A 12,718-nucleotide genomic window follows, 5' to 3' on the forward strand; every position below is an offset into this window, starting at 1 on the left:
CCTTATCCGCGTGCGCAACGAACGACTGACGGCATGTCGCGCATGACCAGCTACAAATTCCCGGTTCATCACGTCAAAATTGCGGACGATACGTACCGCGTATACGACCACAAAACCGACAACTCGATAATGGTGGCGCCGAGCCTCGGTACGACGATGGCGATAGGCGCAGCTCAAGGTGCCACCCTCGGGCTGGCCGACGCCATACCGTCTGAGAAGCGGCTTGAGGCAGCCGCGCAGCAGCACTTGGCCAACACTGGCCGCGGCGGGTGTAAAATTACGCGCGGATACCTTCTGCAAATGCCGCTATTCGAGTTCTGGTTTGAATGCCCAGCGGCCTCTGCGCCGAAGTACGAGCATAAGAATAAAACCGGTGCCTGATGTCTGTTTACGAAATCTTCCGCTGGGTTGCAGCGGCGACCACTCAATTCACTGCGATCGTATTTATTTGTCTCGCTGCCGTCGGTGTGTACTCAGCTCACAACGTCAATAGAGAAGCCTACCGTGCTGAAAAATCCCGCGCCGAGAGTGAACGTCAGGAGGCTACAGAGGAAATAGCGAGTCGCTGCAACATCATCTTCGACGTTGACCAAACTCTCCGCGCATGCCTTGCGCGCGAGTTGGAGGCCTATGAACATAAGGCAAACACTGACAAGGATCTGGAAGCTCAACAAGATATGGCCTTTTGGGCTGAAGCGTCGTTTTGGCTGACAGGATTTGCAACAGCCATCAGCGGGTTTGGTCTGTTCTTTGTCTGGCAATCACTGCGGCAGACACGGCAAGCAATTTCGACGGATCGAGAAGTCGGGCATGCGCAGGTAAGAGCCTATGTCTCCGTTGACGTCCAGACGCCCGTTGTAAGGCCAGAGGCGATCCCACAGCACGAATTCAACATTCGGAATACGGGCCAGTCACCTGCATACAAAGTGGCGTACATTGCTGGGTTTGACCTGTTGCCTGATCCCATGCCGCCAACGACGGGACATCTTGGTGGGATTGCGCCTAACCAGGACATGCCGCAACTCTCCATCGCAGCGGGCGAATCGTCAATCGGAGAAGCTTTCGGACATCGAGAACTTACGGACGAGGACTTTTCCAAACTGGTGGCTGGAAGACACGCGTTGTATTTTTTTGCGCGCGTGTTTTATGAAGACGTCTTTCGGCAACCGCACGAAACGTCATTTTGTGGCCGCTTGAATTTCGAGCCAGCGCCAGGGCATGAAGGCGTTGCCGTGCGGCCGTGGCTCGTAACCATGGTTGTGGACCAGAAGCGAACGTACTCAACTTGAGATGTTTTCGTTTTGCAACAGAACGCCAGGGGCGCGACCTAGCCGCGCCCCTGGCGTTCTGCCGATAAGTTGCCGCCACGTCCTCCAGCCACTTGCAGATCGCCTCGGCGGGCTCTTCAGCGGGGCTTCCGCCTGCGTCGTCGCGAATCTCCTCGGCGATCGCCTCTATAGTGCGATACTGCCGCCGATCGCCGCCGACGGCCGCAACGTCACCAAGTAACATGCGCGCCGTAGATCGCCGCCGTTTTTACGCCTCAGCCCGACGTCTGCGACCTTCGCGACCGTGTTGTCGGTGACGGACCAGCCGTCGAAAGCAGCCGGCAGGGTTCCCGCCACTGACGAAGCAAGATGGTGCCGACAGCCATACCTCACCGATCCTCATCGCGTAGTGCCGCGCCGGCGGAAGCGCGCATCGAGAGAGCGCGGCTCCGGAGCGCGATGACGAGTGCTGCCATGACCAGAACGCCCGCGACTGTGAAAGTGATCCGCATGCCGGCGGCAACGGCCACGGGTGGTGCGGACGCGATCTCGGGTGCAGCCGATGCGATGGCGAAGACGACTCCCATGACCGACGCGCCGGTAACGAGCCCGAGATTGCGCGAGAGATTGAGCATTCCGGAGACGACGCCGCGCCGGTCCGGGCGGACTTCCACCATCACGGCCGTATTGTTGGCTGCCTGGAACAGCTGGTAACCCGGCGTCAGGACGAGCATGGCGGCCAGGTAGCCGGCGACGCCGAACATCTCCGGAAGCACCGACAGGGCGAATGAGCCGGCGGCCATTGCGAGGAGACCTGCGACGATCATGAACGGGGCTCCCAGGCGGTCGACGGCACGGCCGGCCGGCAGACCGCTCAGGGCGGAGACGACCGGACCCGCCGACATGACGATCCCGACCAGCGCTTCGCCGAGGCCGAGCGAGCGCGAGAGGTAGAACGGCCCGACCACCAGCGTTGCCATCATCACCGTCGAGACGAGTGCGCTCATGGCAAGCCCCGCACCGAGCACCGGATCCCGCAGAGCCTCGATCCGGATCAAGGGGGTCGCCGCTCGCCGCTCGGCCAGTACGAAGAGGCCGGCGCCGACGACGGCGGCGGCCAGGAGAGCCATGTTGAGCGGACCGAAACGATCGCGCGCAACGGTCATGGCCAGTGCATAGGCGGCCAGCGTCAGGCCGAGCAGCACCGTGCCCGGAACGTCGAAGCCTGCATGCCTGGCCGCAGGCCTTTGGAGATCGGCGGGCAGCGAGCGATGAGCGAGAAGAAGGGCCAAAGCGCCGAGCGGCACGTTAACGAGGAAGATCGCCTGCCAGCCGAGACCGGCGACCAGGACGCCGCCGAGCGACGGCCCCAGCGCGGTTCCGATCGCCGACATGGTGCCCAGCAGGCCCATGGCGCCACCGGTCTTTTCCTTCGACACCGTCTCTCCGACCAGGGCCGTGGCGAGCGCCATCATGACCGCCGCACCGAGCCCCTGAACCGCCCGGGCGGCAATGAGGAGCTGCAGGCTCGGTGCAGCGCCGCACAAGCCCGAAGCCACGGTAAAGAGCAGGATCCCGGCAAGCAGCAGCCGCCGGCGCCCGACCATGTCGCCGAGCCGGCCGACACCGACGATGAGGGTGGTAATGGCAAGGAGATAGGCAAGGACGACCCATTGGACCTGCTGGAACGAGGCGGAGAACGCCGTGGCGAGGCTCGGCAGGCCGACATTCGCGATGCTGGTGCCGAGCGAGGACAGCAGCACGGAGAGCGAAAGGCTGGCGAGCGCCCATCGGGCCGAAGCCCTGTGCGGATTTGCACCTGCGGCATCGTCTGGCGCGGCAACGGCTGGTTTCGGCATGAACATTCCTTCCCTGGACCCTGAAGCGTTCGAGGAGAAGCTAGCCGCTCGACCATCATGGCGGAACACGCACGATTTGCACTTGATTCGTGCGTTTCACGCCATGTCAGAATGAAATCCGTGCTACTGTCGCTGCATGGCGAAACCCGATCTCAATCTCCTCGTCATCCTCGACGTGCTGCTCACGGAAGGCAGCGTCGCGCGCGCTGCCAAGCGGCTGCGCCTGAGCCCCTCGGCAATGAGCCGGGCGCTTCAGCGGTTGCGCGAGACGACCGGCGACCCGCTTCTGGTTCGGGCCGGGCGCGGCCTCGTTGCGACGCCGCGTGCGCTCGAGCTGCGCGAGAAGGTCGGCCGGCTGGTGGAGGAGGCGCAATCCGTCCTGCGGCCGCAGGAGAAACTCGACCTGAAACGGCTCGTTCGGACGTTCACGCTGCGCACCAGCGACGGCTTCGTCGAAAACTTCGGGCCGAACCTCCTTGCCCGGCTCGGCGCGGAAGCCCCCGGGGTACGCCTGGCCTTCGTGCAGAAATCGGACAAGGACAGCGGCCGGCTTCGGGACGGGAGCGTCGATCTCGAAACTGGTGTGGTGGGCGAGGCGACAGGGCCGGAGTTGCGGACGCAGGCTCTGTTCCGGGACCGGTTCATCGGCGTCGTGCGCAATGGCCACGCTTTGAGCGAGGGCGAGGTTACACCGGCCCGCTACGCAGCCGGCAGGCACATCCTTGTTCCAAGGCGGGGGCCGGAGAAGGCGGCTGTCGGCATCGATGATGCAATGAGGTCGATCGGATTGGAGCGCGAGGTCGTTACCATTGTGGGCGGCTTTTCGAGCGCCTTGGCGCTGGCTCGCTCCACGGACCTGATCGCCAGCGTTCCAGAACGCCACACCAGCGCCTTGCGTCAGGGAATGCACAGCTTTGCGCTGCCCTTCTCCCTGCCGCAGATCACGGTGTCGCTGCTCTGGCATCCGCGGCTCGATGCCGATCCGGCGCATCGCTGGCTGCGTGGCTGCATCCGCGAGGTTTGCACGGCGCAAGGCTCAGACATGCCGGCCCTGGCCAGTTGAGACGCGGCTCCCTTCACTTTGAATCTTCGCGCGCCCTTAGTCCGTTCTCCACGCTCGAAACACCGATGACCGAGGCGGCTGCTTCGCCGGCAGAGGCAATGTCCGCTTCGCTTCCAACCGTGCCGGAGAGCACGACGATGTTGCCTAAAGCGATCACCTCCATGTCGCTCGTATCGATCGTAGTTGCGTAGCGAAGGAAGTGCAGAACTTTCTCCGCCAGATCGTCATCGGTCAGATGAGGATCGTCGTCCTTGTGAGAGTAGTTCGGGTATTCGCTCGGCATTTCTGGTCATTCCCGTCCTCGATCGCAACGCTTGGCAGCGCCGGAATGTTCCGGTCGCGCATGGCCGCGTTCGCGCTGATTCTTCTGTAATTGCTGCATGTTGGCCTCTAATCAAGAAGGCCCGCAGCATGCGTCTCCCTTGCCTCCATAGCCCGAACAGGGCTATGGCTTGGAAACCCATCAAGGCTCTTCCATGTCCGACGTCTTCCTGAACGTTCTACCGATTTTCGTCCTGATCCTGACAGGCTGGCTCATCGTCCGGCTTGGCTATCTGAAGCCGGCCGTCGGCGAAGCGCTCGGCGATTTCGTCTTCCGCGTCGCGGTGCCGGTGCTGCTCTTCCGTACCATCGCAGAGGCGGATTTCAAGGAAGGGTCGCCCTGGCCGCTCTGGGTTGCCTATTTCTCCGGCGTCGCGGTGACCTGGACCATCGGCCATCTGGCGGCGACGCTCGGCTTCGGCCGGGACGCGCGCATGGGGGTGCTTGCCGGCGTTTCGTCCGCCTTCGCCAATACGGTGTTCATCGGCCTGCCGCTCGTTTCCCGCCTTGTCGGCCAAGACGGTATCGTTGCGCTGTCGATCCTGCTTTCCGTTCATCTGCCGGTCATGATGATTGCCGGAACGGTGATGATGGAGCGCGCGGAACGTCAGACGACCGGCGCACCGGGGCAGGGCATCTGGAAGCTCATGGGCGGAGTTGCCCGCAACCTCGTCCGCAATCCCCTCGTGATCGGCCTTGCCTTCGGCGCTCTGTTCCATCTCCTCGGACAACCGCTCGGCGGACCGGTGAAGATCGTCGTCGACCAGCTTGCGGGCGTGGCAGCGCCTGCGGCGCTCGTCTCGATCGGCATGGCCCTCGACAAGTACGGTCTTGCCGGCAATACCGGGCTCGCGGCCGTGACGAGCACCCTCAAACTCCTGGTGCTCCCCGGCGCCGTCTTCGCCGCCTGCCATCTGTTAGGGCTGAGCGACAGCTGGACCGCGGCGCTGGTGCTGACCTCGTCGGTCCCGACCGGCGTCAACGCGTGGCTGATCGCCAACCACTTCAATGTCGGGCATGCGCTCGCCTCCTCGACCATCACCCTGACCACTGCGCTCGGCGTGGTCAGCGTGTCGGTGTGGGCCTATCTGCTGATGTGACGGGGCGGGATTCCTGACCGAAGGCTGCGCTCAAAACAGCCGGTCGAGCCAGCCATGCGGGTCCGGCGCGCGCCCGTTCTGGATGTCCAGCAAGGCTGCCTTCAGGCGGCCGGCAACCGGACCGGCTCCGCCGTCGCCAATGGTGAAGCTGTGTTCGCGGCCCTTGACCTTGCCGATCGGCGTTACGACCGCGGCCGTCCCGCAGGCGAAGGCCTCGGTGAGGCGGCCGCTTTCCGCATCCGCCTGCCATTGATCGATGGCATAGGGCTCTTCGCGCACCGTAAGCCCCATATCGCGGGCGAGCGTGATCAGCGAATTGCGCGTGATGCCCGGCAGGATCGTGCCCGTCAGCGGCGGCGTCTGCAGCGAGCCGTCGCGGAAGACGAAGAAGACGTTCATGCCGCCGAGCTCTTCGACGAAGCGGCGCTCGACCGCGTCGAGGAACACCACTTGCTCGCAGCCCTCCTGCATCGCCTCCGCCTGCGCCGCAAGACTCGCGGCATAGTTGCCGCCGCATTTGGCCTCGCCGGTGCCACCGGGCGCTGCCCGGGTGTAATTCTCCGAAACCCATATGGTGACGGCCGGGGCGCCGCCCTTGAAGTAGGAACCGACCGAGGAAGCAATGACGCAGTAGAGATATTCAGCCGAGGGCTTCACGCCGAGGAGCACTTCCGTCGCGATCATGAACGGCCGGAGATAGAGCGCGGCTCCTTCACCGGCGGGAATCCAGTCGCGGTCGATACGAACCAGTTCGCGCACGGATTGGACGAACAGCTCCTCCGGCAGCGGCGCCATTGCGAGCCGAAGCGCGGAATTGCGGAAACGGCGCGCATTGGCGTCGGGGCGAAACAGCGTGGCGCCTCCGTCGGGCAGGCGATACGCCTTCATGCCCTCGAAGATCTCCTGGGCATAATGCAGCACGAGTGTCGACGGATCGAGATCGAACGCCTTACGCGGGCCGATCTTCGCATCGTGCCAGCCGCGGCCCTCGGAATAGCGGATCGTCGCCATGTGATCGGTGAACACGCGCCCGAAGCCCGGATTGGCAAGCAGCGCATCGCGCTCGCCGGTCGCCACTCTGGTCGGATTCTGCTCGAACAGGAAAGTCTGCTCACCGCTACCGGTCATCTGTCGTCTGCTCCTTCGTTCCGAGCGGTTGGTGTCGCTCGCGTTGCATATGTCGAATGGTGAAGGCCATTCTATATCATGATGCGGCCAGGCTCATCACATCTGCGGGATGTGAAAAAACCCGATCGACCGACCGGGTTTTTCAGAAAGACTGGCCGTGTGCTGACCGCAGTCAGTTTGCCGGAGCCGGCGCCGGAGCGCCGGTCTGACCTGCCGGAGCTGCTCCGCCTTCGGCAGGAGCAGGGGCCGGGCTGGCTTCAGTGGCTGCGGGAGCCGCACCGCCCTCGGCAGGAGCCGGAGCTTCAGCAGCGGCGGGAGCCTCCTGACCTGCAGCGGGTGCCGCCTCGGTGGAGCCTGCCGCGCCGGCGTCCGGCAGCGGGGCCGGGCTGTCGGCCTGCTCACGCAGCCAGGCGATGAGGTTGGCGCGCTCGTCGGTCTTCTTGAGGCCGGCAAAGCCCATGGCCGTGCCCGGCACGTGCTTCTTCGGCGCTTCGAGGAAGTAGCTCAGATGATCGTAGTCCCACACGACTTTGCCGCCTTCGGAAAAGGTCTGCATGCCCGCGGAATAGCTGAAGCCCTCATGCGAGGCGATCGGGCGGTTGACGACGCCCCAGAGGTTCGGGCCGACCTTGTTCGGTCCGCCCTTCTCGATGGTGTGACAGCTTGCGCATTTCTTGAACACGGCCTCGCCGGCGGAGGCATCGGCGCTGGCGAGCAGCGGCCCGATCGGTTCGGACTTCGCTTCCTCGCCGCCGGCAGCCCCCGCTTCGCCTGCCGTTTCCTCGGCGACGATGGCGAAACCTTCCTTCTCGGGAGCTTCGGAATGGAAAATGCCTTCCGACGCAATGGATACGGACATCAGAACGAAGACCGTACCCAACAAGGCACCCACACCCATGTTCACATATGGATTCATCTGCAAACGCTCCCTTAGCCACCGGCAAACAAAAAACCGGCCCATCTTGAAATCGCGCGGAACCTATGTCTTTTGGCTCTGCGTTGCAACAGAGATTATCAACCCCGGAGTGAGACGTTTTGACACTTTCTCCGGGTTTTCGAAGGCCGAACGATGAATCGTGAAAAATCGGGCAAAACCCTCGTACTCATTCCCGCGCGCATGGCGTCGACGCGCCTTCCCGGCAAGCCGCTTGCCGACATTTGCGGCCTGCCGATGATCGTGCAGGTGGCAAGGCGGGCGGCGGAGGCCGAGGTCGGGCGGATCGTGGTGGCAGTCGATCATCCCGATGTCTTCGCGGCCGTGACCGGCGCCGGCTTCGAAGCGATCATGACGCGCGTCGATCACCAGTCGGGCTCCGACCGGATCCACGAGGCGCTCCTGAAAGCCGATCCGCATGGCGAAGCGGAAATCGTCATCAACGTTCAGGGCGATCTTCCGACGATCGAGCCGGGTCCTATTCGTGCGGCGCTGAAGCCGCTGGAAAATGCCTCGACCGACATCGCCACGCTGACCGTGGCGATCACCGACGAACACGAAAAGACCAATCCCAACGTCGTCAAGGTCGTCGGTTCGCCGCTTTCCGAAAGCCGCTTTCGCGCGCTCTATTTCACCCGCGCCACCGCACCCTACGGCGAAGGCCCCCTCTATCACCACATCGGGCTTTACGCCTATCGTCGCAAGGCGCTGGAAAGCTTCGTTTCGCTGAAGCCGTCGACGCTCGAGAAACGCGAATCGCTCGAGCAGTTGCGGGCACTCGAAGCGGGCATGCGCATCGATGTCGAGATCGTGGATTCCGTGCCGCTCGGGGTCGACACGCCGGCCGATCTCGACAAGGCCCGCCGCATCCTTTCCGCCCGCGTCTGACACTCCGACATCAAGGGGACCAAAGTGACCGCCAAGACCAACCGGATTTCATTCCAGGGCGACTACGGCGCCAATTCCGACATGGCCTGCCGCGACATGTTCCCGTCGATGGAGCCGCTGCCGTGCCAGACCTTCGAGGATGCCTTCCTCGCGGTGGAAAACGGCGAGGCCGATCTCGCCATGATCCCGATCGAAAACACGATTGCCGGACGCGTCGCCGACATCCATCACCTCCTGCCGGAATCGCGCCTGCATATCGTCGGCGAATATTTCATGCCGATTCGCTTCCAGCTGATGGTGCTGCCCGGCGTCGGGCGCGAGGAAATCCGCACCGTGCACAGCCATATCCACGCGCTCGGCCAGTGTCGCAAGATCGTGCGTGCCAATGGGTGGAAGCCGGTGGTCGCGGGCGATACGGCCGGCGCCGCCAAGCTCGTCAAGGAAGTGGGCGACCGCTCGATGGCGGCGCTTGCTCCGCGCCTTGCCGCCGACCTCTACGGCCTCGACATCATCGCCGAGAACGTCGAGGACACCGACAGCAACGTCACGCGCTTCGTCGTGCTGTCCAGAGAGGAGAGCAGGGTTGACCGCACCTCGAAGGACGAACTGATCATCACGACCTTCGTCTTCAACGTGCGCAATATCCCGGCGGCGCTCTACAAGGCGATGGGCGGTTTCGCGACGAACGGTATCAACATGACCAAGCTCGAGAGCTATCAGCTCGGCGGCAAGTTCGTGGCGACCCAGTTCTATGCGGACATCGAGGGGCATCCCGACGATACAGGCGTGCGCCATGCGATGGACGAGTTGCGCTTCTTCTCGGAAAATGTGCGCATCCTCGGCACCTATCCGGCGCATCCGATGCGCGGCATGCTCTGACCATGCGGTGCGGCTTCGGCCGACCCGCTTCACCCCGGACGGCACGAGAAAATGGCAAAACTCGTTAACCGGCCACGCGTCCAGTGCATGCCTAATTTGCAATCGTGGAACTACTTAAATCTTAGGCAAATGCCTATTTAGCTCTCGTACAAAGAAGGAGCTAAAAAGATGAAAATCCGTCAGAAGATTACGGAATACGTAAAGATGCGCCGTGCGGTCCGCGAGCTGAACGCCCTCGACGATCACGCCCTGAGCGATATCGGTATTTCCCGTTCCCAGATTCAGGCTGCCGTTTACGGCCGTTAATACCGGGATGACCCCGCGCCGCATTTGACCGCGCGACATCCGAAGTCTTCCACACCCCGCCTCCGTGCGGGGTGTGAGCGTTTTATACACACGGTTGCTTACGGGCGTTCAACGTTTCTCACGCGGCATGGCTATTCGTCGTAAAGGCAAACACGCAGGCGATGCCCGTCCGGATCGAGTGCGACGAAAGTCGGTCCGAAATCCATCCGTGTCAGTTCCTGGGCGATCGGCAGGCCCATTGCGCGCCATTCCTCGTAACGCGCACGCACAGCCTCTTCCCCTTTTACCATGAAGGCGACTTCGGCTCGGGCGCCGTCACCGATAGGCTGAGGCTGCACTTTCTCCCTTGCCCACAAGCCGAGAACGAAACCGTCCTGCACCTCGAAGGACGAGAAGGTCGGAAAGGTGGCGGTCGGCTCTTTGGCCAGAAGCTTCCTGTAGAATTCGACGCTGGCCGGTGGGTCCATGACATAGAGGACGATGAGATTGGGTGTTGCCATGATGGTCTCCTTGTTTCGAGACCTGAAGTCTAGCCCGGCATGCTGCCAGTTTTTGTCAGCAGTCTGCGAGGCGGCAAAGAAACATCCGCGCATCGGATTCAGGCGGGATCGATGCCGTTCACGGCGCGCCAGTCCTTGAGCAGGGCTTGGCGGCGGCGCGGATAGCGATTGTCGAGCATCGCCGCTTCTGCAATCCGGTCCGTCCGGAAATGGCGGAAATCCTGCCTCAGCTCGCACCACGCCGCGAGCACCCGGACCTCTTCGAAGAAACCAAGCGCGAAGGGCCAGACCGTCCGGCGGCTGTCGCGGCCGTCATTGTCGAGATAGTGCAGTTCGACCTTGTGTTCGCTGCGGATCGCTTTGCGCAAGAGGCTAAGGTCGATCGTTTCGGCACCCGGCTTTCGCGGGCCCACCAGAAGGGTCGAATGCTCGAGTTTCTCTTTCAGGTCCGCCGGAAGCACCGAGCCGATCTTTGCCAGCGCATCGGCGGCTGCGGTCGCGAGCCTTGGGTCGCCGCGTTTGGCGACCCAGCGAGACCCTAGCACCAGCGCCTCGATCTCCTCCTCGGAAAGCATCATGGGGGGAAGCATGAAGCCGGGCCTGAGCACGTAGCCGACGCCGGGCTCGCCTTCTATATGCGCGCCCCGCGCCTGCAGGCTGGCTATGTCCCGGTAGAGGGTTCTGAGACTGACGCCGGTCTCCTCGGCGAGCCGCCGGCCGCTGACCGGCTGGCGATAACGCCTCAGCACCTGCATGAGTTCGAGCAGGCGTTCCGATCGGGACATGGCACCTCAGCTGCGCTCGGGCCAGGCCAGCCAGTCGCGCATGAGCTGGTGCGCAATGGCGCCCTTCGGCGGCGGAATGTGCTCGTCTCCGGTGTCGGCGACGCCCGTGGCGCGCTCCAGCATCGCCTCGGTTTCCGCCCGCGTGAACCAGCGGACGTCTTCCAGTTCCTGTTCGTCGCGCTTGATGGCGGTCGACTTCGCTTCCGCATAGCAGCCGATCATCAGCGAATGGGGGAGCGGCCAGGGCTGCGACGCATGATAGCGCACGCGGCCGATCCGGATGCCGGACTCCTCGAGCGTTTCCCGGCGCACCGCGTTTTCGATCGTCTCGCCCGGCTCGACGAAACCGGCGAGGCAGGAATACATGCCCGGCGTAAAATGCGGGCTGCGGCCGAGCAGGCATTGATCGCGCTCGACATTGATCGTCAGCATGATAACGACCGGATCGGTACGCGGGAAGACCATGTGCCCGCAGGCCGTGCAGATGCGCCTATAGCCGCCGGCCGCACCGTCCATCGGGCCGCCGCAGCGGCCGCAGAACCGGTTGCCGGCGTTCCAGACGATCAGGCTCGACGCCTGCGCAAACTGCCCCAGCAGGTTTTCCGGCAGCATCTGCTGGCGATAGAGCATGCGGGCATCGGCGATCTTGAAGGGCTCCGGCACCGTCTCCTCCGTCAGCCCCGAAGGCACGGCAAGACGCGGCTCGCCGTTCGGCAGAAAGCCGAGCAGGACCGCATCGTCCATGGTCGGCTCGAGCCCCGCCAGTTCATAGGGTGCGAAAAGCGGATCGATGACCTTCTCGTCGTGCTTGACGATCAGCTTCGCCCCGGAAAAAGCCAGGAAATGCGCGCCGGGATGCTTGAGCGCCGCCTCGATGCAGTCGTCGGGGCGATGCTCGGACCGGCGGTCCAGGTGGTTCTCCGCGAAGGCGACGAGCGTGCTCGGCTCGGGGTGCGGGCTGTGAAGATCGAAGATCGTTTTCGTCATGCTCAGAGATTTTCCATGATGCGTGCTGCGAATGCCCTGTGCTCCTCCTCCGGCCACGGTTCGGCCTTGCCGAAGCCCCAGACCGGGCCCGGCCAGTTCGGATCGCCTTCACGACGGGCGATGATATGCACGTGAAGCTGCCGGACGATGTTGCCGAGCGCGCCGATATTGATCTTTTCGGCGCCGGTCGCCTTCTTCAGGCCTGCCGCTACCATATTGGTCTCGAAGGTGAGCATCGCCTGGTCGAGCGGCGTCAGTTCGAAGACCTCCGTTATGTCGGCGCGCTGGGGTACGAGGATCAGCCAGGGCCAGCGCCGATCGTTCATCAGCCGCATCTGGCACAGCCCGAGCGTGCCGATCGGTATGCCGTCGCGCTCAAGTCGCTCGTCAAGCGTGAAGGTCGTCAAGAAACTCTCCTCGGCATCAAACGGATTCGCTTTGTTTTGCATATCGATACCAGTTTTTTAAAGGCTTGGCTTGCATTTGCTGCGGATATTGCCGATATGAAAGCCGGGAGGTTGGTGGTGGACGAGCCACTCGCCAACCGGGTCAGGTCCGGAAGGAAGCAGCCCTAACGAGCCCAGGCACGGGTCATCGTGCCAGCCTCCCACCTTCTCCGTCCTGTCGGGACACCACCTTCTTCGTCCCTGTCGGGGCACCACTTTCTTTGTCCCTGTCGGGACAAGAGTTCGAACAGCGG

The 12,718-nt window shown here is 63.2% G+C and carries 15 protein-coding genes and 1 other RNA gene; 8 read left to right on the plus strand and 8 right to left on the minus strand.

Annotation, left to right across the window (positions count from 1 at the left end; all coding sequences use genetic code 11):
- Window positions 1-42 precede the first annotated feature (42 nt).
- Together AC5J09_RS13220 and AC5J09_RS13225 are read left to right on the plus strand one after the other, a co-directional pair.
- Entirely contained in the window at window positions 43-381 is a 339-nt protein-coding gene (locus AC5J09_RS13220) for a hypothetical protein (protein WP_494297782.1), read from the plus strand.
- The gene (locus AC5J09_RS13225; RefSeq protein WP_494297783.1) at window positions 381-1,289 is read left to right on the plus strand and encodes a DUF8453 domain-containing protein; all 909 of its coding nucleotides are present in this window, start codon (window positions 381-383) and stop codon (window positions 1,287-1,289) included. The genes AC5J09_RS13220 and AC5J09_RS13225 overlap by 1 nt, the downstream gene beginning before the upstream one ends.
- Before the next feature lie 368 nt (window positions 1,290-1,657).
- Here AC5J09_RS13225 and AC5J09_RS13230 read toward each other — a convergent pair whose 3' ends face one another.
- Complete coding sequence (locus AC5J09_RS13230; RefSeq protein WP_494297784.1) at window positions 1,658-3,133, minus strand: MFS transporter; 1,476 nt, start codon at window positions 3,131-3,133, stop codon at window positions 1,658-1,660.
- Between the two features lie 130 nt (window positions 3,134-3,263).
- Between AC5J09_RS13230 and AC5J09_RS13235 the strand changes: the two genes are divergently transcribed.
- A complete protein-coding gene (locus tag AC5J09_RS13235) occupies window positions 3,264-4,190 on the plus strand; it encodes a LysR family transcriptional regulator (protein ID WP_494297785.1) in 927 nt (308 codons plus the stop codon).
- A gap of 13 nt (window positions 4,191-4,203) precedes the next feature.
- Here the strand turns inward: AC5J09_RS13235 and AC5J09_RS13240 are convergent, their stop codons facing one another.
- Window positions 4,204-4,473 (minus strand): BON domain-containing protein, encoded by a 270-nt coding sequence (locus AC5J09_RS13240; protein WP_275596985.1) that lies wholly within the window; start codon window positions 4,471-4,473, stop codon window positions 4,204-4,206.
- A 193-nt stretch (window positions 4,474-4,666) separates the two neighbouring features.
- Here AC5J09_RS13240 and AC5J09_RS13245 point away from each other — a divergent pair, with 193 nt between their 5' ends.
- Window positions 4,667-5,611: an AEC family transporter gene (locus tag AC5J09_RS13245; RefSeq protein WP_100669871.1), complete on the plus strand. Its 945-nt coding sequence runs from the start codon at window positions 4,667-4,669 to the stop codon at window positions 5,609-5,611.
- Between the two features lie 30 nt (window positions 5,612-5,641).
- Here AC5J09_RS13245 and AC5J09_RS13250 read toward each other — a convergent pair whose 3' ends face one another.
- Window positions 5,642-6,739 (minus strand): branched-chain amino acid aminotransferase, encoded by a 1,098-nt coding sequence (locus AC5J09_RS13250; protein WP_494297786.1) that lies wholly within the window; start codon window positions 6,737-6,739, stop codon window positions 5,642-5,644.
- A 172-nt stretch (window positions 6,740-6,911) separates the two neighbouring features.
- Entirely contained in the window at window positions 6,912-7,655 is a 744-nt protein-coding gene (locus AC5J09_RS13255) for a c-type cytochrome (protein WP_275596984.1), read from the minus strand.
- A 153-nt stretch (window positions 7,656-7,808) separates the two neighbouring features.
- On the opposite strand from AC5J09_RS13255, the gene AC5J09_RS13260 reads away from it, so the two are divergent.
- From AC5J09_RS13260 to AC5J09_RS13270, 3 genes are all read left to right on the plus strand, one after another.
- Window positions 7,809-8,561: a 3-deoxy-manno-octulosonate cytidylyltransferase gene (locus AC5J09_RS13260; protein ID WP_494297787.1), complete on the plus strand. Its 753-nt coding sequence runs from the start codon at window positions 7,809-7,811 to the stop codon at window positions 8,559-8,561.
- Window positions 8,562-8,585: 24 nt separating this feature from the next.
- On the plus strand, window positions 8,586-9,440 hold the full coding sequence (locus AC5J09_RS13265) for a prephenate dehydratase (protein WP_494297788.1): 855 nt from the start codon (window positions 8,586-8,588) through the stop codon (window positions 9,438-9,440).
- A 168-nt stretch (window positions 9,441-9,608) separates the two neighbouring features.
- Window positions 9,609-9,746 (plus strand): DUF1127 domain-containing protein, encoded by a 138-nt coding sequence (locus tag AC5J09_RS13270; RefSeq protein ID WP_003533421.1) that lies wholly within the window; start codon window positions 9,609-9,611, stop codon window positions 9,744-9,746.
- Between the two features lie 131 nt (window positions 9,747-9,877).
- Here the strand turns inward: AC5J09_RS13270 and AC5J09_RS13275 are convergent, their stop codons facing one another.
- From AC5J09_RS13275 to AC5J09_RS13290, 4 genes are all read right to left on the minus strand, one after another.
- The gene (locus AC5J09_RS13275; RefSeq protein WP_100669868.1) at window positions 9,878-10,246 is read right to left on the minus strand and encodes a VOC family protein; all 369 of its coding nucleotides are present in this window, start codon (window positions 10,244-10,246) and stop codon (window positions 9,878-9,880) included.
- Between the two features lie 98 nt (window positions 10,247-10,344).
- Window positions 10,345-11,031 (minus strand): helix-turn-helix transcriptional regulator, encoded by a 687-nt coding sequence (locus tag AC5J09_RS13280; protein WP_494297789.1) that lies wholly within the window; start codon window positions 11,029-11,031, stop codon window positions 10,345-10,347.
- A gap of 6 nt (window positions 11,032-11,037) precedes the next feature.
- Entirely contained in the window at window positions 11,038-12,018 is a 981-nt protein-coding gene (gene nudC / locus AC5J09_RS13285; protein ID WP_494297790.1) for an NAD(+) diphosphatase, read from the minus strand.
- A gap of 2 nt (window positions 12,019-12,020) precedes the next feature.
- Entirely contained in the window at window positions 12,021-12,467 is a 447-nt protein-coding gene (locus AC5J09_RS13290) for an HIT domain-containing protein (RefSeq protein ID WP_018093852.1), read from the minus strand.
- A 64-nt stretch (window positions 12,468-12,531) separates the two neighbouring features.
- On the opposite strand from AC5J09_RS13290, the gene ffs reads away from it, so the two are divergent.
- Window positions 12,532-12,629: signal recognition particle sRNA small type (ffs, locus tag AC5J09_RS13295), an RNA gene on the plus strand.
- Window positions 12,630-12,718 lie beyond the last annotated feature (89 nt).

It is taken from the genome of Sinorhizobium sp., from assembly GCF_059070375.1.

Coding starts and splice junctions, on each gene's coding strand:
- AC5J09_RS13220 (WP_494297782.1), top strand. CDS start 43: ATGACCAGCTACAAATTCCCGGTTCATCACGTCAAAATTGCGGACGAT.
- AC5J09_RS13225 (WP_494297783.1), top strand. CDS start 381: ATGTCTGTTTACGAAATCTTCCGCTGGGTTGCAGCGGCGACCACTCAA.
- AC5J09_RS13230 (WP_494297784.1), bottom strand. CDS start 3,133: ATGTTCATGCCGAAACCAGCCGTTGCCGCGCCAGACGATGCCGCAGGT.
- AC5J09_RS13235 (WP_494297785.1), top strand. CDS start 3,264: ATGGCGAAACCCGATCTCAATCTCCTCGTCATCCTCGACGTGCTGCTC.
- AC5J09_RS13240 (WP_275596985.1), bottom strand. CDS start 4,473: ATGCCGAGCGAATACCCGAACTACTCTCACAAGGACGACGATCCTCAT.
- AC5J09_RS13245 (WP_100669871.1), top strand. CDS start 4,667: ATGTCCGACGTCTTCCTGAACGTTCTACCGATTTTCGTCCTGATCCTG.
- AC5J09_RS13250 (WP_494297786.1), bottom strand. CDS start 6,739: ATGACCGGTAGCGGTGAGCAGACTTTCCTGTTCGAGCAGAATCCGACC.
- AC5J09_RS13255 (WP_275596984.1), bottom strand. CDS start 7,655: ATGAATCCATATGTGAACATGGGTGTGGGTGCCTTGTTGGGTACGGTC.
- AC5J09_RS13260 (WP_494297787.1), top strand. CDS start 7,809: ATGAATCGTGAAAAATCGGGCAAAACCCTCGTACTCATTCCCGCGCGC.
- AC5J09_RS13270 (WP_003533421.1), top strand. CDS start 9,609: ATGAAAATCCGTCAGAAGATTACGGAATACGTAAAGATGCGCCGTGCG.
- AC5J09_RS13275 (WP_100669868.1), bottom strand. CDS start 10,246: ATGGCAACACCCAATCTCATCGTCCTCTATGTCATGGACCCACCGGCC.
- AC5J09_RS13280 (WP_494297789.1), bottom strand. CDS start 11,031: ATGTCCCGATCGGAACGCCTGCTCGAACTCATGCAGGTGCTGAGGCGT.
- nudC (WP_494297790.1), bottom strand. CDS start 12,018: ATGACGAAAACGATCTTCGATCTTCACAGCCCGCACCCCGAGCCGAGC.
- AC5J09_RS13290 (WP_018093852.1), bottom strand. CDS start 12,467: ATGCAAAACAAAGCGAATCCGTTTGATGCCGAGGAGAGTTTCTTGACG.